18 protein-coding genes, 1 tRNA gene and 2 pseudogenes are annotated in these 19,082 nt (G+C 61.2%); 5 read left to right on the forward strand and 16 right to left on the reverse strand.

Annotated elements, in window-relative coordinates; translation table 11 throughout:
- Positions 1–726: ABC transporter ATP-binding protein (locus tag BLS48_RS30665; RefSeq protein WP_143019554.1), on the forward strand; the 726-nt coding region annotated here is incomplete at its 5' end.
- Positions 727–1,032: 306 nt separating this feature from the next.
- Here the strand turns inward: BLS48_RS30665 and BLS48_RS35330 are convergent.
- The 9 genes from BLS48_RS35330 to BLS48_RS30710 all read right to left on the reverse strand — a co-directional run bounded on the left by BLS48_RS35330 (position 1,033) and on the right by BLS48_RS30710 (position 8,987).
- Positions 1,033–1,617: a hypothetical protein gene (locus BLS48_RS35330; RefSeq protein WP_143019555.1), complete on the reverse strand. Its 585-nt coding sequence runs from the start codon at positions 1,615–1,617 to the stop codon at positions 1,033–1,035.
- A 418-nt stretch (positions 1,618–2,035) separates the two neighbouring features.
- Complete coding sequence (locus BLS48_RS30675; RefSeq protein ID WP_091585885.1) at positions 2,036–2,236, reverse strand: hypothetical protein; 201 nt, start codon at positions 2,234–2,236, stop codon at positions 2,036–2,038.
- Positions 2,237–2,339: 103 nt separating this feature from the next.
- A complete protein-coding gene (locus BLS48_RS30680) occupies positions 2,340–3,335 on the reverse strand; it encodes a Gfo/Idh/MocA family protein (RefSeq protein ID WP_091585887.1) in 996 nt (331 codons plus the stop codon).
- The gene (locus BLS48_RS30685; RefSeq protein WP_091585948.1) at positions 3,332–4,213 is read right to left on the reverse strand and encodes a sugar phosphate isomerase/epimerase family protein; all 882 of its coding nucleotides are present in this window, start codon (positions 4,211–4,213) and stop codon (positions 3,332–3,334) included. The genes BLS48_RS30680 and BLS48_RS30685 overlap by 4 nt, the downstream gene beginning before the upstream one ends.
- A 56-nt stretch (positions 4,214–4,269) precedes the next feature.
- The gene (locus BLS48_RS30690; protein WP_091585889.1) at positions 4,270–5,103 is read right to left on the reverse strand and encodes a carbohydrate ABC transporter permease; all 834 of its coding nucleotides are present in this window, start codon (positions 5,101–5,103) and stop codon (positions 4,270–4,272) included.
- Positions 5,100–5,957, reverse strand: a complete 858-nt coding sequence (locus tag BLS48_RS30695; RefSeq protein WP_167365315.1) for an ABC transporter permease subunit — start codon at positions 5,955–5,957, stop codon at positions 5,100–5,102. Before BLS48_RS30695 ends, BLS48_RS30690 begins: the two co-directional genes overlap by 4 nt.
- 138 nt (positions 5,958–6,095) lie before the next feature.
- Positions 6,096–7,298 (reverse strand): ABC transporter substrate-binding protein, encoded by a 1,203-nt coding sequence (locus BLS48_RS30700; protein WP_091585893.1) that lies wholly within the window; start codon positions 7,296–7,298, stop codon positions 6,096–6,098.
- A 46-nt stretch (positions 7,299–7,344) separates the two neighbouring features.
- Complete coding sequence (locus tag BLS48_RS30705; RefSeq protein ID WP_244529977.1) at positions 7,345–8,313, reverse strand: alpha/beta hydrolase; 969 nt, start codon at positions 8,311–8,313, stop codon at positions 7,345–7,347.
- Positions 8,310–8,987, reverse strand: coding sequence for a GntR family transcriptional regulator (locus BLS48_RS30710; RefSeq protein ID WP_091585954.1), 678 nt, complete (start codon positions 8,985–8,987; stop codon positions 8,310–8,312). Before BLS48_RS30710 ends, BLS48_RS30705 begins: the two co-directional genes overlap by 4 nt.
- Before the next feature lie 101 nt (positions 8,988–9,088).
- Between BLS48_RS30710 and BLS48_RS30715 the strand changes: the two genes are divergently transcribed.
- From BLS48_RS30715 to BLS48_RS30725, 3 genes and pseudogenes are all read left to right on the forward strand, one after another.
- Entirely contained in the window at positions 9,089–10,156 is a 1,068-nt protein-coding gene (locus BLS48_RS30715) for an ABC transporter ATP-binding protein (RefSeq protein ID WP_091585895.1), read from the forward strand.
- Positions 10,157–10,935: 779 nt separating this feature from the next.
- Positions 10,936–12,010: pseudogene (locus BLS48_RS30720) on the forward strand (IS256 family transposase); the annotation flags it as partial.
- Positions 12,011–12,088: 78 nt separating this feature from the next.
- A complete protein-coding gene (locus tag BLS48_RS30725; protein WP_244529978.1) occupies positions 12,089–13,084 on the forward strand; it encodes a Fic family protein in 996 nt (331 codons plus the stop codon).
- A 438-nt stretch (positions 13,085–13,522) separates the two neighbouring features.
- Here the strand turns inward: BLS48_RS30725 and BLS48_RS30735 are convergent.
- Positions 13,523–13,592, reverse strand: a tRNA-OTHER gene (locus BLS48_RS30735).
- Between the two features lie 58 nt (positions 13,593–13,650).
- Positions 13,651–14,145: a hypothetical protein gene (locus BLS48_RS35850; protein WP_167365314.1), complete on the reverse strand. Its 495-nt coding sequence runs from the start codon at positions 14,143–14,145 to the stop codon at positions 13,651–13,653.
- Between the two features lie 68 nt (positions 14,146–14,213).
- On the opposite strand from BLS48_RS35850, the gene BLS48_RS30745 reads away from it, so the two are divergent.
- Entirely contained in the window at positions 14,214–14,456 is a 243-nt protein-coding gene (locus tag BLS48_RS30745) for a hypothetical protein (protein WP_091585901.1), read from the forward strand.
- 308 nt (positions 14,457–14,764) lie between these two features.
- On the opposite strand, the pseudogene BLS48_RS36880 reads toward BLS48_RS30745, so the two are convergent.
- The 5 genes and pseudogenes from BLS48_RS36880 to BLS48_RS30765 form a co-directional block, all read right to left on the reverse strand.
- Positions 14,765–14,923: pseudogene (locus BLS48_RS36880) on the reverse strand (hypothetical protein); the annotation flags it as partial.
- A gap of 140 nt (positions 14,924–15,063) precedes the next feature.
- Positions 15,064–16,206: a DegT/DnrJ/EryC1/StrS family aminotransferase gene (locus BLS48_RS30750; RefSeq protein WP_091585903.1), complete on the reverse strand. Its 1,143-nt coding sequence runs from the start codon at positions 16,204–16,206 to the stop codon at positions 15,064–15,066.
- Between the two features lie 252 nt (positions 16,207–16,458).
- Entirely contained in the window at positions 16,459–17,382 is a 924-nt protein-coding gene (locus BLS48_RS30755; RefSeq protein ID WP_091585905.1) for a carbohydrate kinase family protein, read from the reverse strand.
- Positions 17,379–17,825 carry an RbsD/FucU family protein gene (locus tag BLS48_RS30760; protein WP_091585907.1) on the reverse strand — a complete coding sequence of 149 codons (447 nt, stop codon included), beginning with the start codon at positions 17,823–17,825 and terminating at the stop codon, positions 17,379–17,381. The genes BLS48_RS30755 and BLS48_RS30760 overlap by 4 nt, the downstream gene beginning before the upstream one ends.
- Complete coding sequence (locus tag BLS48_RS30765) at positions 17,826–19,052, reverse strand: ROK family transcriptional regulator (protein WP_091585909.1); 1,227 nt, start codon at positions 19,050–19,052, stop codon at positions 17,826–17,828.
- Positions 19,053–19,082 lie beyond the last annotated feature (30 nt).

The raw sequence follows: 19,082 nt of genomic DNA on the forward strand, positions 1-19,082 counted from the left end.
CCTAAGGCGATGTCGGGCGGCCAGCGCCAGCGCGTCGCCATCGGCCGTGCCATCGTGCGCAATCCGAAAGTGTTCCTGTTCGACGAGCCGCTGTCGAACCTTGACGCGGCGCTGCGTGTCGCCACCCGCATCGAGATCGCCAAGCTCAAGGAATCGATGCCCAACACGACCATGATCTACGTCACCCACGACCAGGTCGAGGCGATGACGCTGGCCGACCGCATCGTGGTGCTCAAGGAAGGCCATATCGAACAGGTCGGCACGCCGATGGACCTCTACAAGAAGCCCGGCAACCTGTTCGTCGCCCAGTTCATCGGTTCGCCAGCCATGAACATCGTGCCGGCCAAGATCGAGACTGCCGGTTCGACAACGGCAATCAGCCATATCGGTGCAAACAGGGTCACGTTGCCCTTGGCGACACCGGCGTCCTGCAAGGGAAATGAGGTCAGCTTCGGCGTGCGGCCGGAAGACCTGTTCGTCGTCAACGGGCCTGATTTTCTTTTCGAGGGGACGGTGGATTATGTCGAGCAGCTCGGCGAGGTCCAGCTTGTCTACGTCGACATCGGCCGCGCCGACTTGCCGCTAGTCACCAAGCTACCGGGGAATGTTGCCATCCCGCGAGGAGGGGCGGTGAAATTGTCCGCGCTCCCACGGGATTTGCATCTGTTCGACAGCGAGGGCCGATCAGTCCTGAATCAAGAGGCCGCTTTCCTGAAAGACCAGTGACGTGGCCATCTCCAAAAAATCCCTCATCTGAATGTCCTTGGACAGGTTATGGCGCAGTACGAGCGCGATTTACGCTGACGATTTCACGCCGGGCTTATCAACCGCAGCATCATCAGGGCTCCCGCATTGTCGTGGGTCCGCGCTGGCGGCGGCAGGGCAAACCGGCCGCCAAAAAAAGAAACCGGCCGGACCGTGACGGGTAAGGTAACGGGCCGGCCGGCGCAGCCAGTCAGAGTTACTCGCCTTTCCTGGGTAGGGGGCTGGGAGTAGCTACCCCGGGGGGAAGTCTCTGCGGCCGGCTGCATCTCATGGGCCGGAGGGCTCTCCGTGCGCCGAAGAGAGTATCTCGAGCTGTTCAGGTGTGAGCGTGTCGCGGAGCGCGGCGATGGCATCCGCCAGCTTACCGGCCTCGACCGCTCGTAGTGTAACGTCGTCAGCCAGCTGTTCCTGAAGGCCAAAGGGATCGGGAACCGTCGGATCGCCTTGCGGAGCGAGGTTTGCGGCATTGGTGCCGGGACCGCCCGGACCGTGATCAGGCCTTGGCGGCGTCAGCACCGCCTGTAGCGCGCTGGTGTAGCCACGCCAGGCGTCGAGCTGCTCGGCCCGCACGCCGATCTGCATTTCAAGCAGGGAAAGTCTGGCCGCAAGCATGAATTCCGGGGGTGGTCCCATGTGTTGCGGGCCAAAGCGGTCGTGGCCAGAACCTTCCGATCTAAAACGGTCAGGTCCGCGGCGCATCGGCCAAAGCATTGGATTCTGGTCCGCGCCATCCTGCGCTGCGGCGGCCGGCGGTTCGCTACCAGGCGTCGTGCCGGGCTTCGCCTGTTGCGCCTGTGCTGGATGGATGGCTGCTACGGCGAGCAGGCCGAGCGCAAAAAACGTGCTACGCATGAGATCCTTCCTCCATGCTTCAGGTAGCGGGAGGGTAGGAGGTGTCGTTTGCCGCTTTACTTCGGAGCGTAATCAGAGATTTCCAGAAAGGCGAAAATTGTTACACAACGTTTCCGCAGGCCAATTGGAAACAATAGGTTGCAATTACCCATCTTTGCTCGCGGCGTCTCTCCCATAGCCGGCGACGAACAGGTAACTGGCCCGGGTCAGCAGCGTCGACGACCACCGCGAGGTCAGGGCGTCTCAGACTATTGATGGCCAGGGTTTCCGTGCTTCGATAGCGACTTGTCGACGTGAACGCGAACAGTTGGACTGGACGGATTATTAATCTATTTCCGTGTGTTAGTAGAATGCTGTGTGCGAATCCTGTGCGCGCATGTTGTACTTTTCTCCCGCTCTCTTTACGCGGTAGCCCGCTCTATGCGTCGATGCTCCTGACATGCATTGTCCTGTCAACGATATCATTGCCGGCAACGCCGCGAATGATGACCGGGTAGCCCTCTTCCCTGTTGAAGGCAGCAATACGATCATTGCGGTCGGCGGCGCCGGATGTCTGGATGAGGGTGATCGGCGGGACCACCTGACCGGCCTCGTGCGCCTCATGGACGAAAGGCGCCATGTGCGCCTGCGGAAAACCGGCTGGTTGCGAATTGCACAATCCTGCCGGTCATCAGTGCACCTACGCTGAAGGCCCGCATCCTGGAACACGCGCCTGGTTGTTGTCACAGGCTCAGTTTGTGCCGCATCGTCTCCAGACGTTCCATGGCGATGACGCCATCGGCAATGGTTGGTGCCGCAGTCTGCGCGCCGGCAAGGGCGGGGACGACGTCGGCGAGCAAGGAGTAATAGCCTTTGGGGTCCTCGTTGGCGGCGGCCGTGAAGTTGGGTTTCCAGGTCAGCGTATCGACGTTGTCGGACAGCGTCGCGGCAGGATCGTCGATCTTAAAGGGCGGGTTGCGATGCCAGCGAACCTCGATGACATCCTCCACCTCGATGCGCTGATGGTCGCCCATCAGTTCGATACGCTCGACCGGGGTGCCCCGCGACTGGATGGTGCCCATGGCGAGGTTGCCGATTGCGCCGCATTCGAATTCGAAGCCGACATGAAAGAGGATGCGGCCCGGAGTCTTTTCCACCTTGCGCGCGGAAATCGAGCGCACCGGCGAGACGAGAAAGGAGACCAGGTCCATGTAGTGCACGCAATGATGCAGGAAGAAGCCGGTATAATCGACATTGCCGACAAAATAGCCCGGTGCCGTCATGTAATAGCCGGTCAGGCCAAGCACATCGCCGAAGCGGCCGGACCTGACGATGTTGGCGACGATTTTGTTGCCGACCGAGTAGCGCTTCATGAACCCTACGAGGAGCGGCTTTTGCGCCTTTTCGGACGCAGCGAGAAGCTCACGTGCGCCGGCGGCCGAGCCCGACGGAGGCTTCTCCATGAAGACGCCGAGGCCGCGTTCGAGCGCCGCCTTGCCAAACGCCAAATGCTGGTCCGGCCCGACCGCCATCCCGACCGCATCGATGCCGGGGGTGCGAAGCAGGGTTTCGGCATCACTGGTCAGGCTCCGGACGCCAAACTGGCGGCCCGCATCGGCAAGCCGCTTGCCGTCAATATCGCACAGTGCGGCGATCTGAACGTCATGGCGAACGAGTTGGGGAAGCAGCATCTGCGTGGCGTGAATGCCGCACCCGATCCAACCAATTTTCAATGTCATCGGCGATATTCCGTCAGTGTGAGGTGGGACTTGATGAAGACGCTGGAGGCGCTGAGGCGATCGCTTTCGTCCTCATGCGGCGGGCGCCATTGCGCGAAGGGAACACCGAAACGATCGTCGCTACGGCGGAAGGGTTCGAGCGAAATGGGACCCTTGTAGCCGACCGCATGCAAGGCTCGGCAGACGGAGACCCAATCGGTAGCACCGGTTCCGGGAAAGCCGCGATGGTTCTCGTTTGCCTGGAAATGCACGATCCGGCTGCCGCCGAGAAGGATGGCCTCGGCAATCGAGCTTTCCTCCATATGCATATGGAAGGTATCGAGCATGAGCTGGACTGCTGGATGGTCGACGGCCTCCAGCAATTCGATTGCCTGCTGCGTCGTGCACAGCACGTCGCTTTCGAAGCGGTTGAGCGGTTCGACGGCAAGCAGGATGCCGGCGGCTCTCGCATAGTCGCCGGCCTCGCGCAGGCCGGCCACGCAGCGCGCCTTGCGGGCAAGGCGCTCTTCTTCCGTCACGGGCTGGGGCGGACGGCCGGCAAAGACCAGCGGATTGCCGGTCAACGGCCCCCCGACGATCTGCGCGCCAAGCGCCTTGGCGCAATCGACCGTGTATTTCAGGTAGTCGATGCCGGCCCGGTAGGCGTCGCTCTCAGCCGAGGAAAGGTTGCGCTGCAGGTTGACGCGGGCGGCCAGAACGATGCCGAGCCCGGCGTCGTCCAGGGCCTTGCGCGCCTGCTTTGTGTCGATCTCGCCGACTTCGGGGACCAGGAGCTCGACGAAATCGTAACCATGCTCGCGCATGCGGGCAAAGAGCGGGTAATGCTCGGCCGAGAAAGGCCTTGCATATTGCATGGAGATCAACCCGATCGGGTTCATGTGTTGGTCCTCTTTCATCGGTCGGCACGGCATCGTCGCCGAGGCCTGCATTGCGGTCAGCCTTTTACGGCACCCTGGGTCAGCCCGCCGATCAGGCGGCGTTGCACGAGAAGGAATAGAAGCGTGGCGGGCAGGGCACCCACGACGGCGCCGGCGGCAAGCAGGCCCCATTCGATCTGATATTCACCGATCAGCGTCTGGATCGCGACGGTCACAGGCCGAACGTTGCGGCCGCCGAGCGTGAGCGCGTAGAGATATTCGTTCCAGGCCGTGATGAAGATGTAGATGCCGGTGGAAATGATACCGGGCATCATAAGCGGCAGCACGACACGGCGCAGTGCCGTCAGTCGCGAGCAGCCGTCCGTCATTGCCGCCTCGTCGAGGCTCTTTGGGATCGCGCCGACATAGCTCGTCAGCATCCAGACGGCGAAGGGAATGGCCGCCGTCGCATTGGCGAGGATCAGCGCAAAATGCGTGTCGAGGATATTGAGCTTTCGAAACAGCACGAAGAGCGGCAGGATCAAAAGCACGATCGGGAACATGTTGATCAGCAGAAACTGCAGCATGATCGCCTTGCGGCCGGCAAACCGGAAGCGCGAGAAGGCATAGGCTCCCGTGACCGATACCAGCAGGCCGACGAGGACAGTGCCCACCGCGATGATCAGGCTGTCCAGCATGTTCTTTAGAAACGACGTCTGCTCGATCAAGCGGACGTAGTTGTCGAAACTCCAGCCGGAGGGCGAAATCGAGACGCCGGTGGCATTGAGAACGGCTGTGGGCGTCAGTGATGTCAGGATCATCCAGGCAAAGGGCGCCATGGCGAAAAACACGATCACGAGGACGGGCAGGTCCGTCGTCAGGATGCGGCGCAGGGTGCTGGGTTTGTTCATCGTTCAACCTCGCGCAGGGTGCGGGCCAGATAGACGGCGACGATGGCGCCGAGGAAAAGGGTGAAGGTGACGGCGATGGTTGTGCCGTAGCCGAAATCGAGATTCTGCCGCGCCTTGATGAAGGCATAGAGGGGCAGCGTATGGGTGGCATAGCCTGGACCGCCGCCAGTCATGACGAAGATCACGTCCATCGAATTGGCGACCCAGATCACCCGCAGCAGACCGGCAGTGGCCAGGACCGGACCGATGCCGGGCAGGGTGATATGCACGAACTGCCGCCATGCCGACGCCCCGTCGATGGACGCGGCCTCGTACTGGCTTTTCGGAATGCCCTGAAGGCCAGCAAGGATCATCACCGCAAAGAAGGGAAAGCCCTGCCAGGTGAGCGTCGCGATGATCGCGTAGAGCGCGACGCTCGGATCAGCAAGCCACGGCACGGCCGTCTGGAGTACATGGAGATAGAGAAGAATATCGTTGAGAACACCGGTATTCGGATCGTAGATCCAGCGCCACATCAGCGCGATGACGACGCTCGGCAGCGCCCAGGGAATGATAACCAGCGCCCGGGCAAGACCGCGCCAGGGGAACTCCCGGTTGAGAAGCAGTGCAGTGAGCAGTCCGAGCCCCATCTGTAGGGGGACCGTCAGGCCGATCCAGATCACCGTGTTCCACAGCGCCGTCCAGAACACCGGATCGTTGAACAGCTTGATGTAATTGCCGAAGCCGACGAAACGACTGGCATTCGGCTTGAAAAGGACGAGATCGTAAAAACTGGTGAAGACAGCCTGAACCATAGGCAGGAAAACGATCACGGCGGTGACCAAAACAGCCGGCGCCAGCAACCAGTAAGGCATGAAATGCTGGTTTTGCCAGAAGGGCTTTGCCTTGTGGACATCGGGTGTTGAAACGATCGTCGACATGCGGGCGTTCCTGATTTTCAGGCTGTTGCGACGGACAGTTCCGGCGGGCGGGCCGCCGAAACCGCGACAGCCTCATTGTGCAAAGAGCGTGTTGAGCTGTTCCATCATCTGCTGCGACGTGATCTGGCCGGTCAGCGCCTGCTGCATGGCCGTTTGCCAGGCGGTATTGACGAACTCGGACGTGCCGGAACTTTGCGGCAGCACATGCGCGAACGGCAAAGACTGAACGGTGGCATCGACAAAGCGGCGTTCATGCAGCTTCCAGTTCGCTGCCCCGCTTTTCGTGACGGTCATCTGGCCGGTCGCCGTGTTGAAGGCGACGTTGTTTTCGCCTTCCGCCAGGAACGAGATCCATTTCCAGGCGGCATCCTTGACCGAGGACGACGAGAAGATCGCCAGCGATTCATCGCCATAGGACGTCCACTGCTTGCCGCCGCATTTCGGTACCGGCACGGCGGAAACCTTGTCGCCGAGCGCGGCCACGAGATCCTTGGACGAGCCGATATGATGAATGGTCATCGCCGTCTTGCCGGTCTTGAAGGCGGCGATGATTTCCTGGAAACCGTCATTCGGCGCGGATGGCGGAATGACCTTGTCCTTCTGGAAGAGATCGATCAACCACTGGTTGGCGGCCACCGCTTGTGGCGTCGTCAGGCCGCCGGGCTTCAGTTCGGCACCCTTTGAGAATACGAAGGCGCCCCACTGGTCCCAGCCGCCCTTGCCGCCGCGCAGTCCGAAGCCGTAGGTGTCGGGCGCCTTGGTAAGCTTGATCGCCGCCTCGCGGAAATCCTCGCAGGTCGTCGGCGGCTTGAGGCCGGCCGCCTCGAACAGATCGGTGCGGTAATAGAGGTAGAGCACGACATACTGGATCGGCAGGTAATATTGCTGGCCGTCCGCGCCCTTGTTCAGTTCAAGCAGGTTGTCGAGAAGATCGGCCTTGCCCGGCCAGGCGTCGATCCGCTCGCCAAGCGGTTCGAGCGCGCCCATCTCCGCCAGGCGCGGTTGGGCGAACAGCTTGACCATGGCCGCGTCCGGCGCGTTGCCGCCGACAAGGGCGGTATAGAGATTGTCGTAGTAGCTGTTCCACGGAACGTTTTCAGCCTCGATCTTGATGTCGGGATTGGCCTTCTCGAACTTGGCCACCAGGTCCGACATCGGATTTGCCGGATTGTCGAAATGGTACCAGAAGCGGACCGTTTCGGCAGCCCGAGCCGGGCTGAACACCAGCGACGCGGCTGTTGCCACTGCGAGTGTGAGTTTCCTGAAAAGTTTCATTGCCGTTGTCTCCTCCGTTTTTCAGCAATTCAGTCTCAAGGCGGGTCTACATCCTTCTTGCTGCCGCACCTGCGGATCGCAGCGCCTCCCGCGCAGCTTCAAGCTCGTTGGTGTGCTGCAGGAACCCGTGGGTCACGCCGGGGACGATCTCCATGTCGTCCGCGCGCCCCAGGTCTTTCAGTCGCGCGTGCAACGTCACGGTGTCTGAAAACAGCGGATCGACTCCAGCCGCTATCAGGTATAGCGGCGGCAGCCGCAGCAGCGCCTCGTCGCTGGCCGCGAGCGGACAGGCAAGCGGATCGGCGCTTATCGCGCGGCCGCCGGCATACCAGTCCCAGTAGCGTTGCATTCTCGAGGTCGTCAGGCCCGGCCCGTTTGCGAAGCGCGCATAGGAATTGCCCGTGAGATCGGCCGCATAGTTCCCGTAGAAGAGCAACCCACCATCAGGGAGAGCGCGCCCTGTCGTCTGCTCGTGCAGCATTGCCGCAAGGGCGAGATTGGCACCCGACGAATCTCCGGACACAAAAAAGGGGCGAGCGACCGGTCCGTCGACCAGGCCGTCCAGAAGCGCGCGCAGACAGGCGACGACATCGAGCAGTCCGGCCGGAAACGGGTTCTCCGGTGCAAGCCTGTAATCCGGCATGGCCACCGGCATGCGGGTTTCGTTTGCGAGCACCCGGGCACAACGCTCATGCGTTTCAGGACTGCAAAAGGCAAAGCCTCCGCCGTGAACGAAAAAGACGATGCCGCTGCCGGCATTGTCCGGTGTCAGGATGCGTATTCGGCACCGCTCGGATCCGAGCGTCGGGTCGGCAGGGATCCACACCTCCGTTTCGGCTGCCATCTCAGGCAGGTTCACATTCCAGCGCCGGTTGTTGCGCGCGGACACCGCGCGCCCTTCCGCGGCGGGCAAAAGGGTCGGATCTGGTTGAGGGCCGGTTTCCGCCGCCACCTTCTGCAGCAGCGCTTGCATCTGCGGCGAGATGATGCCCGGATCTGGCTGGGGGGCGTTCACGTGTTGGCTTCCGGGAAAACCTCGGGGCCGAAGTCGACGATGGTTGCGATATGGTGGCGCATGGCCGTGATTGCATTGACGACGTTGCCGCTTTCGATGGCTTCGATGATGCTGCGATGACGCAAGGCCGTTGCCCGCAGATCGCGTGCCATTTTGCTTCGCGAAATCTTGAAGCGGTGATTGTGGACGAGACAGCGGTGCAGGATCGGATCCAGAGCGGAAAGGTTGGCGCTTTCGAGAATACGACGATGAAAATCCCGATCGATGGAGGCAAGTTGAAGTTCATCGTCGGCATCGGCCGCCGCAAGCATGTCGTCCAGCATGGCATTCAGATCCGGGATTAATGACCGGTCTGGCGATCTCATCGTGCGAGATAGGCCACTGCATTCGATCTGGGTGCGCAAGCGAAACATCTCGATGGCTTCGTCCGCCGTGCATTCAGACACCTGCGTACCGCGATGACCCTGGCGGCGAACGAGGCCTTCCTCCTGCAATTGCAGGAGAGCCTCACGCACCGTGCCCTGGCTGCACTGGAAATGCGCCGCCAGTTCCAGCTCTGTCAGGCTGGTGCCGGCCGCCAGATTTCCCAACATGATATCTCGCTTCAAGGCATTGAAGACGGTTGCCGCCTTGGGTGGCCTGCTCACCGAGGGACGCGCTGAAAAATAAGTCATCGATCTGGCCTGCTGCGATTGCATTTTTGATGTCTTATCATTATTGATAATGATATCGATAATGGTCGTCAAGGCCAGAACGATCCGGGAGGAAAATTACGATGGCGGCCATTACGCTGAAGAAAATCCGTAAGTCCTATGGCGAGATCCGAGTCATCCACGATATCGACCTCGATATTGCCAGCGGCGAATTTCTCGTGCTGGTTGGCCCGTCCGGCTGCGGAAAGTCGACGCTTTTGCGCATGATCGCCGGGCTTGAGGACATATCGGGCGGTGATCTCGCGATTGCGGGCAGCAAGGTCAACACGTTGTCGCCGTCTGAGCGCAACATCGCCATGGTGTTTCAGGATTACGCGCTGTACCCGCATATGACTGTCGAGGACAATTTGTCCTTCGGCCTGAAGATGCGCGGCACGACACAAGACGAAATCGGCCGGCGCGTGGAAAACGCCGCCAATGTTCTCAAGATCAAGGATTTTCTCAAGCGCCGTCCCGCGCAATTGTCCGGCGGTCAGCGCCAGCGGGTCGCCATGGGGCGCGCGATCGTTCGTGAGCCGGCCGCGTTTCTCTTCGACGAACCTCTCTCCAATCTCGATGCCGCCCTGCGCGTCGAAATGCGCCTGGAGATCGCCAAGCTGCACAACCGCATGAAAGCGACGACGATCTACGTCACCCATGACCAGGTCGAAGCCATGACATTGGCCGACAGGATCGCGGTGATGAATGCAGGTGTGGTCGAGCAGATCGGCAAGCCGCTAGACCTCTACCACAAGCCGGCAAGCCTGTTCGTGGCACGCTTCATCGGCAGCCCGACGATGAACACCATCGATGCGTCGTTCGGTGAGGGCAATACGATCACCGTTCTCGGGTGCCCGATCGATGCCATGGAACATGCCGGCGAACGCCGTGCTACCTCCGCCGTGTTTGGCATTCGGCCGGAAGATCTCATCAGCTGTTCGCCCGAGGAGGCATGGTTTTCCGGAGAGGTGGCCGTGGCTGAGCGACTTGGTAGCCAGACATATGCGTATGTGGAGATCGGCGATACCCGCATGTTGACAGTGGAACTGCCCCGCGACGCCGACATCTCCGTTGGAGAAAAAATCCATCTGACAGGTCATCCCGGGTCGATTCATCTTTTCGACAAATCGACTGGCCGACGTTTGAACTAAACGCAATGTCGGAGTGTCGGTGGAACCTTTGTCCTGTTTCTGCCGTCGGTCGAGGTTGTTCGGCGATCCGATGTTAGACGTATGGGACTGCCAAGGTTGCCGCGAATTTCCATCTGGCTTTGCCTGATGCCGTCGATCCGGCATATCGCTAAGATCGTTTGACCTCGACGCGCCAGCGCTCGGGTCAGACGCCTCTGGCGTTCCCTCCGTAAGATAGGACTGGAGATTCGCTCAGTCGGCTGACGGTGATTTCACGCCGGCAGTCAAATGAAATTCAAGCGCACAGGCGAGGATAGCCTCGGTTTTCCAGCCTCATAGAAAACGTTGGAGGGAGGCGAGGAGTGACCTCGGTGTCGTAACGTGCGCCAGCTGCTGCCTCCGATCAAAACAGATTTGAGAACTCAGCCACGATGGCATCTATGCGCCTCGCAGCCGTTTTGTTCATAGCTCGACAGCAATCGAATGGCATACGAGAACCTACATTGCGTCTGGTTGGGTCCAATTTCAGTCATCCCGATCGCAGGCCAGTAGGGCCGTTCCTGAGGGCATATATCGTTACAGCGAGCGCCGATTGCCGATACCTCCGGCGCTCAGCAGGTTCGTCACCGGTGCCGTGGCGCGAGGTCGTGTCCCATCAGGTGGTGTAGCTCGGCGGTTATGAAGCCGCTCGCGAGCGCGCCGCTAGTAGCGCTGTAGCGAGTGAGCGGCGTGTCGGTGGTCATCGGCGCTTTCCAGTAGGGTTTGGTTGTTGACGCCAACCCATTTTGGAAGGACCACCGATGACCGACGACATGATGAACCTGCGCACACTCGTGGAGAAGACCCCGGATGCCGATCTGCTGCGGGAGATGATCGGCATTGCCGCCGAGCGGCTGATGGAAATGGAGGTGGGCGCGGCCACCGGCGCCGCCTATGGCGAGAAGAACCCGCTGCGGCTCGCCCAGCTCAATGGCTACCGCGAGCGGGACTGGGAGACGCGGGCTCGGCACGGTCGAGCTGCGCATCCCGAAGCTCAGGAAGGGAAGCTACCTCCCGGGTTTCCTCGAACCGCGCCGCATGGCCGAGAAGGCGCTGACCGCCGTTATCCAGGAAGTCTATGTGCAGGGCATCTCGACACGCTCGGTTGACGACCTGGTTAAGGCCATGGGGATGAGCGGCATCTCCAAGAGCCAGGTCTCGCGGCTGTGCGAGGAGATTGACGGCAAGGTGAAGGCCCTCCTCGAGCGGCCGATCGAGGGCGATTGGCCATATCTGTGGATCGACGCCACTTACCTGAAGGTCCGCCGCGGTAGCCGGATCGTCTCGGTCGCCGTCATCATCGCCGTCGGCGTCAACGCGGACGGCCGGCGCGAGGTCCTGGGCATGGAGATTGGCACCTCGGAGGCCGAGCCGATCTGGACGGAGTTCCTGCGCAAGCTGACACGTCGCTGCCTGCGCGGCGTCAAGCTCGTCGTCTCCGATGCCCACGAGGGCCTCAAGAGCGCCGTCACCAAGGTGCTGTCGGCGACATGGCAGCGCTGCCGCGTCCACTTCATGAGGAACGTGCTAGCCGATGCCGGCAAGAGCGGCCGCAGGGTCGTCTCAGCCTTCATCGCCACCGCTTTCGCCCAGGAGACGCCCGAGGCCGCATCCGTACAATGGCGCGCCGTCGCCGACCAGATCCGGCCGAAGGTGCCGAAGCCGGCGACAATCATGGATGACGCCGAGCCCGACGTGCTGGCCTACATGACCTTCCCGAAGGAGCATCGCGCCAAGCTCCACTCGACGAATCCGATCGAACGTCTCAACGGCGAGATCAAGCGGCGCACCGAGGTCGTCGGAATCTTCCCGAACGACGATGCGATCGTGCGCCTCGCCCGTCCGGCATAGCCGGGAGCGCATGAGAACTGCGGACTTCGCTTCGTTTGGGTATTTATGGGTCAAATATTGGGTATGTCCAAAGGGGCATGGCGAGCGCTGGGCACGCTAGCGCCGGAACGCCTATCGGCTCTGCGCCGCGTTGCGACCATCGAGAGCATTGGCTCTTCTACCCGTATCGAAGGCAGCAAGCTCACCGACGCTGAAGTCGAGCGGTTGCTTGCCAACCTCGACATCAAATCCTTCGGATCACGCGATGAACAGGAAGTTGCCGGATATGCGCAGGTCATGGAAATGATCTTTGCGCATTTTGATGCGATCGACCTGACCGAAAACCACATCACGCAGCTACATCTCGACCTGCTGGCATTCAGCAATAAGGATGAGCGCCATCGCGGAGCGTACAAGACGCTCGCCAACAATGTCAGTGCGTTCGATGCCGATGGAAAAGAGATCGGCGTCATCTTCGAAACGGCGACGCCCTTCGATACGCCAAAGCGGATGAAGGAACTTATCAAGTGGACACGCGCGACACTCAACGAGCAAAGCCTGCATCCTCTGCTCGTCGTCGCTATCTTCACGGCGGTGTTTTTGGAGATCCATCCATGCCAGGACGGCAATGGTCGGCTGTCGCGCGTTCTGACCACGCTGCTGCTAATGCGCAGTGGCTATGCGTATGTGCCTTACTCGTCACTCGAAAGCGTGATCGAGAACAGCAAGGAGGGCTATTATCTGGCGTTGCGCCAAACCCAAAAAACGATCCGGAGTCCCAAGCCTAATTGGCAGCCCTGGGTCGGGTATTTCCTGCGCGCCCTTCAGCAGCAAAAACGCCGCCTTGAGAAGAAAATCGAACGGGAGCGTCTCGTGCTCGGCACCCTGCCGGAACTCTCACTTCAAATCATTGAAGGCGTCAAGGAGCGTGGGCGCATGACCATTGGCGAGATCGTCAACCTGATCGGCGCAAACCGCAACACTGTCAAAAAGCACTTGGCCACCCTGGTCGAGGCGAAGCACTTAGCGCAGCATGGAACCGGGAAGGGCACATGGTATGGCAATGGTCAGAGTGGCTAGATCGGGAAATGCGTGTTTTAAGATGCTCGGTTTATAAATCCGAGACTTTGCAGCGATCCTCATCGCCCTGTTTCAAAATGAACGCCTTCTGCGCGTCCGAAAACTTCGATGCCTTCATCGTTCCGCTCCTTCTCCCAGCCGGGAAAGTACAGCGAAAAACTCTAACCAAAAACGATCCAATTATCGGGGATCAGAGTAGGTGCCGCCGCAGCAAGATCGCGGGCGGGCATCATCGACGAATCCCACAATTGGTTTCACGCCCGACGTATTGAGCTGCCGACCGTTAACACGATCGCCGATCTCGCCGCGCTAGGGCGTGCTTGGCGAAACCGTAATCCGCACCCGCATGACGGCGAACAAGCCAATCAGTAAGAGAAAAGGGAGGCACAGCTACCAGATCTAAAACGCGCAATAAGAATACCTAACCGCGAGTAAGTTTGGTGCACTCGGCAGGGCTCGAACCTGCATCTGCCCGGGAGACCTGCTCTGTCCGTTGAGCTACGAGCGCCTATTCAGTACGTTTAAACGGGTGACGGTCGCGTGATCAACTCAGAGATTGGAGGTAGTCACCCCTGCAATGGAAGTAGCTCACGTAGGGATGGCACGGAGCCGCCATTGCCACGCATCTCGGTCCGACGCGCCTCGGATTGGATAGATCGCCAAGCCGAAAGCCTTAGCGGCTGCACCGTCTGCCTGGGGTGGCTGCTGCGGTCATCAGGAAAGGGGGACAGCAGCACGATCAGCCGCTTCCTGGATCGATTCGTGTCGAAGGACGCCAGGATCATGTCCGACGATGACAAGGCGATCGGCGGATGATCCGCTTCGGCGCAGATTGCTGCGTTCGGAACAAAAGGGATAGGCCACGGTTCTCCTTTTGAAGGTATCGCAAACCGTGAGGAGGCGGCATAAAGATTGAACTTGTGGTTTGGAACAGGCGGTCGCTGGGCAACGCGTGAAGCGAGCAGAACTTTCTCAAACAGGCGAAGTCGATGCTCGACGAGAGCTGCAGGCTCGCGGTCAACGTCGCTCTTTGCGGTCGTATTCGGGCCGAACACCGACACGCGAAAGCAGCCAGAAGCGACTGCAGAAGATCGTGCCACCGACAAGCGCACAGTGAGGAGCCGTAACCATGCTCTTTGAACCGCTCAACCTGGACGGCCGAAAGCGAAGCGCCGTCTACCACGCAGCACGGCTTTCGACGCTGCACGACAGGCTGGCGAAGAAGCTCGACCAGGTCGAACATGCGGGCGAGCGGGTTGAACAGGCAGCGGCCGTTTTGGTCGAGGTCACCCGTCAACCTGTCATGGACGTGACGATCGCACCTGCAGCAGGTTTCGTGCATCTGGAAGACAGTCACACCCTCGGCCTGTGATCGTTGGGGATCGTCGGTAGAGTTCGTCACAGGTCGCGACCTTCAGGCCAGCGCTTCCATCATTCCGGTTCTAGCACGGCAGCGACCATGTCGAGCGACGACGAGCGCAGCGCATCATGGGCCGCCTGGTACTCGGCATGAACACAGGTTCCGGCATGCGCTCGACTGCTTCTGCCCAGCACCTGAGCGCCTGATCGATCCACGCGGCTGTAGCGACGAATACCCTCGCGCGCGGTGTTAGCGCCAACAGAAGGAAGACATGGGGCCTGAGGCTTCATACACCCGCTCCGGTGTACTCGCTTCATCGTTCATGCAGCGCTGTCCGGCGTCGTGCCATACTGCTCTTGAAGATGAAGAAGGCGGCTAATCGCTGTCGCATAACGACTGATCTCGGCGTCGATCTCAACGGGGCTCAGGCCTCGGCCTTCAAGCTTCTTCCCCTCCTGCGCGACATGCAGCGACCAATAGCGCTGGCGCTCTGTCGTTCAGTGCCCGACGAATTCCTGCGCCCACTTCTGTCGTAAGCACAGTGAACGTACTGACCTGACTCACGGAGAATCAAAGAGAGGCGGGCAGGGGCCAGCCCCGTCTGAGACAAGTCGACTGCTTACTCGGCTGCGGCCTGCGCTGAATTCGAGCCGATATAGTTGCGGATCGTCTCGATGATGCGGTCCTGGTCGACCTCGCTGAGATAGGCGTGCATCGGCAGGCAGAGGATCCGCTTCGGCAGTTCCTCCGACACGGCAAGACCGGTCGGCGTGCGTGGGTAGTCGCGATACGCGACTTGGGCATGCAGCGGCTTGACGTAGTAGATGACCGATGGAATGCCCTTTTCGCCGAGATGCGCCTTCAGCCCATCGCGCTTGGGCGTTTCGATCGCGTACTGCGCCCAGGCCGAACGGCTGCCGCCCAGGTTACGGGCTGCGGTGACGATATCGCCAAGCCCTTCGGCGTAGCGGTTTGCCACCACCTGACGGGCAACCATCTCGTCTTCGAGAATGGCCAGCTTCTCGATCAGGATCGCCGCCTGCAGCGTATCGAGCCGTGAATTGATGCCGACGCGGACATTGTCATATTGCGTTTCGCCCTTGCCGTGGAAGGCAAAGGAACGCAGTTGCTCGGCCAACGCGTCGTCATTGGTGAACATCGCGCCGCCATCGCCGTAGCAGCCAAGCGGTTTTGCCGGGTAGAAGCTGGTTGAGCCGACGGCGCCGAACGAGCCGCACATCTTGCCGTCGACCGAGCCGCCCATCGACTGGGCGGCATCCTCGATCACCATCAGATTCTCGCGATTGGCGATCGCCATGATCGCGTCGTAGTCGGCGGCGAGGCCGAACAGGTCGACCGGAATGATCGCCTTCGGTTTCAGTCGGCCTTCCTTCTTGATCATGGCGATGGCAGCCTCGAGGCTGGCAATGTCGATATTGTAGGTCGCCGGATCGACGTCGACAAAAACCGGTTCTGCCTTGGCCAATGCCACCACTTCGGCGGTGGCGGCGAAAGTGAAGCTCGGCACGAACACGGCGTCGCCCGGACCGACGCCGGCCGCAAACAGAGGCAACAAAAGCGCATCTGTGCCGTTGGCGCAGGCCACGACATGTTTGGTGCCGATATAGGCGGCAAGCTTGTTTTCGAATTCGGTGACCTGCGGCCCGAGGATATAGCGGCCCTCTTCGACGACGCGGTCGATCGCGGCCTTCAGCCGATCGCGGATTCGTTCGCGCTGTGCGCCAAGATCGATGAACTGCATGTCGGCCTCAAAAACGGTTTAGCCAGAGATAACGGCCCGCTGGTACCAGAGTTGCGGCTGTCGAGAAAGCCGGACAGGCAAAGCCGCGAATTGCGCAAGTGTCGCAGTCTGTTACCGGTGTTTTCCAGCGTGTCTTCGCGAGATGCCGGAAATCCGGCCTTCGTCGGGCGCGTTCTCGCGCTTATAGTCCCTGGGACACGCCCTGCGAAACATAAAGTGATCGACTGGCTTAATCTATCTTGGGCACGTCGCTCAGGCGATCTCGTGCCGCCAGGGCGGATTGGCGCCGGCCCGCGACACAGTCACCGCCGCCGCCTTGGCGCCGAGTGCCAATGCCGCTTGGATGGCGTCTTTCGACAGGCCGGCGATCGCCGCCTTCGTCAGCAGACCCTGTTCATGCAAGGAGGCGAGGATGCCGGCGTTGAACGTGTCGCCGGCGCCGACCGTATCGACCACCTTGACCTTTTCCGGCATCACCGTGACGGCATGATCCCTGGTGTAGCCGACGGCGCCTTCGCTGCCGTGGGTGACGACGATCAGCTTCGGGCCGCGGTCGAGCCAGTTGCGGACGACGTCCTCGTGCGAGCCGGCTTCGCCGAACCAGTGCAAGTCCTCGTCCGACAGTTTCACGATGTCGGCCATCGCCATCATGGCGCGGATGCGCCTGAGGTGCTTTGCCTTGTCGGGGATGAAGTTAGGTCGGATGTTGGGATCGAGCATCATGACGCGCCGGCCATGCTCGCGCCGCATGAACTCCTCATAGGCACCACCGGCAGGCTCGGAGATCAGGCTGATGGCGCCGAACAGCATGGCTTCGATCTCGTCGCCGAGTTCCGGCAAATCGTCGATGGTCAGCATGCGTCCGGCTGTGTTCTCGTCATAGAATGTGTAGGTCGCCTGGCCGTTGTTCAGCCGCACGAAGGCGAGCGTGGTTGGCTTGGGCGAGGTGTGCGCATAGGTGGAACTGACCTTGCTGGCCCCAAGCGCATCCCGCAACTGGCCGCCGAACAGATCCGACGACAGGCCCGAAAAGAAACCTGCCGGCGCACCCAGCCGGCCAAGTGCTATCGCGGTGTTGAAGACCGCGCCACCGACATAGGGGGCAAAGGCCGGCTCACCCTCTGTCGTTGTGCGCGGCAGCATGTCGATCAAGGCTTCGCCGCAGCAGAGGATCATGGTTTCCTGGTCTCCGGCGGATAGATCACGCCCTTGCGGATGATGATGTTGGCGTAGAGCCGCGGCTCGCTTGTCGCGACGATGGCATGCGCCGATTTGACCCGTGCATAGAAGTCGGCGCCGGCCAGCGCAACCACCTTGCGGCCCGGCGCGCGTTTGGCGCAGATCGCCTCCATCTCATGGTGGACAGGATCGGCGAGCGAGGGATCGCCTTTCACCGACGCGCGAAACAGGGCTTCCGGCACGGCGTCGTCCACCGGCAGGATGCTCAATATCGCGTCGAGCACCGGGATGAGGTGGTGGCCGTCGGCCCGCACCAGCCGGGTCGCCTGGTGTTCTGCCGGATAATTTCCATCGACCAGGGCGATCTCATCGCCATGGCCCATGGCGCGCAGTGTCGCCAGAAGGTCCGGACCGAGCAGCGCCGGGATTCCGATCAGCATTCAGGCGCTCCTGGAAATCGTCGTCGAACCGATCAGGAAGCGTTCGGAAAGCGGCAGGCTGGCGCCACCAAGCGCCCGGGCATGGATGCCGACGGTTCCCTCGCGAACGGCGGGAAGTTTCAAGCCTTCAGCGTCGATCATGGCGATGGCGCCGATGATGGCATCAACCAGCCGGCGGCGCACAGCCTTCGGCATCCAGCCATCGATCACCGCCGCCTCGAAATCGATGACCGAGGATGCCGCGACGATGGCATAGGCAAGCGCCTGCGAAGCGCTGGCGATCCACTCGTCGAGCTCCGGACCGATCTCGCCCCAGTCTTCCGGCGATGTCCACAGATGCGAGGCCTCGACGCCACGCGCATTGAGCGCCTTTTCGAGCATGGCGATGGACGCCACGTCGATCAGCTGCGTCGGCTTGCCGTCCGGTCCGGGCACGGGCATGGAGCCGAGCGCGCCGGCATTGCCGGTCGGCCCGCCGAACAGCCGGCCATTCAGCACGATACCGCCCCCGGCAAAGGCGCCGATGTAGAAATAGACGAAGTCACGCGCCGCACCGGCCTGGCCGAAGACGAGCTCGGCGCCGCAGGCCGAAGTGGCATCGTTCTGCAGGTAGACCGGAAAATCGCATTGCGCCTGGATGTCGGCGCGAATGTCGCGGTGGCGCCATTCGTCCATGACGTCGCGCGGGGCGCCGGCGGTGTCGGCCCAGTTCCACAATTCGAACGGCATGGCGATCCCCAGGCCGGCGATGCGCTTGTCCTGCGCTGGCGTCAGCTCTCCGCGCATCTGCCGCATGCCGTTGGTGACGAATTCCACTGTCTCGCGTGGCGCCGGATAGCGGTACGAATGCTGCAGCATCGAACGGACATGGCCAAGGAAATCGATCAGCACGAGTTCGGCGCTGCGGCGGCCGATCTTCAGGCCGATGAAATAGGCGCCATCGGGATTGAGCGCCATGGGAATGGAGGGTTGGCCGATCTTGCCGCGCAATGGGGCCTGACGAACGAGAAGGCTTTCCTCCTCCAGTTCGCGCATGATGACCGAGACCGTCTGCGCGGAAAGCCCGGTCATGCGCGCGATGTCGGACTTCGCAAGGCTGCCGTGCTGCCGCACCAGCGAGAGCACCAACCGCTCGTTGTGGTCGCGCATGCCGCTCTGGTTGGTGCCGCGGTGAATAAGGCTCTCATTCGCTTCGGGCGAACCGTGCCTCGCAATGGCGGTCTCCACCCTGTTCCTCCCGTCGTTTCCCCTCAATGC

This window comes from Mesorhizobium qingshengii (assembly GCF_900103325.1).
In the GTDB taxonomy this organism is placed as follows: domain Bacteria; phylum Pseudomonadota; class Alphaproteobacteria; order Rhizobiales; family Rhizobiaceae; genus Mesorhizobium; species Mesorhizobium qingshengii.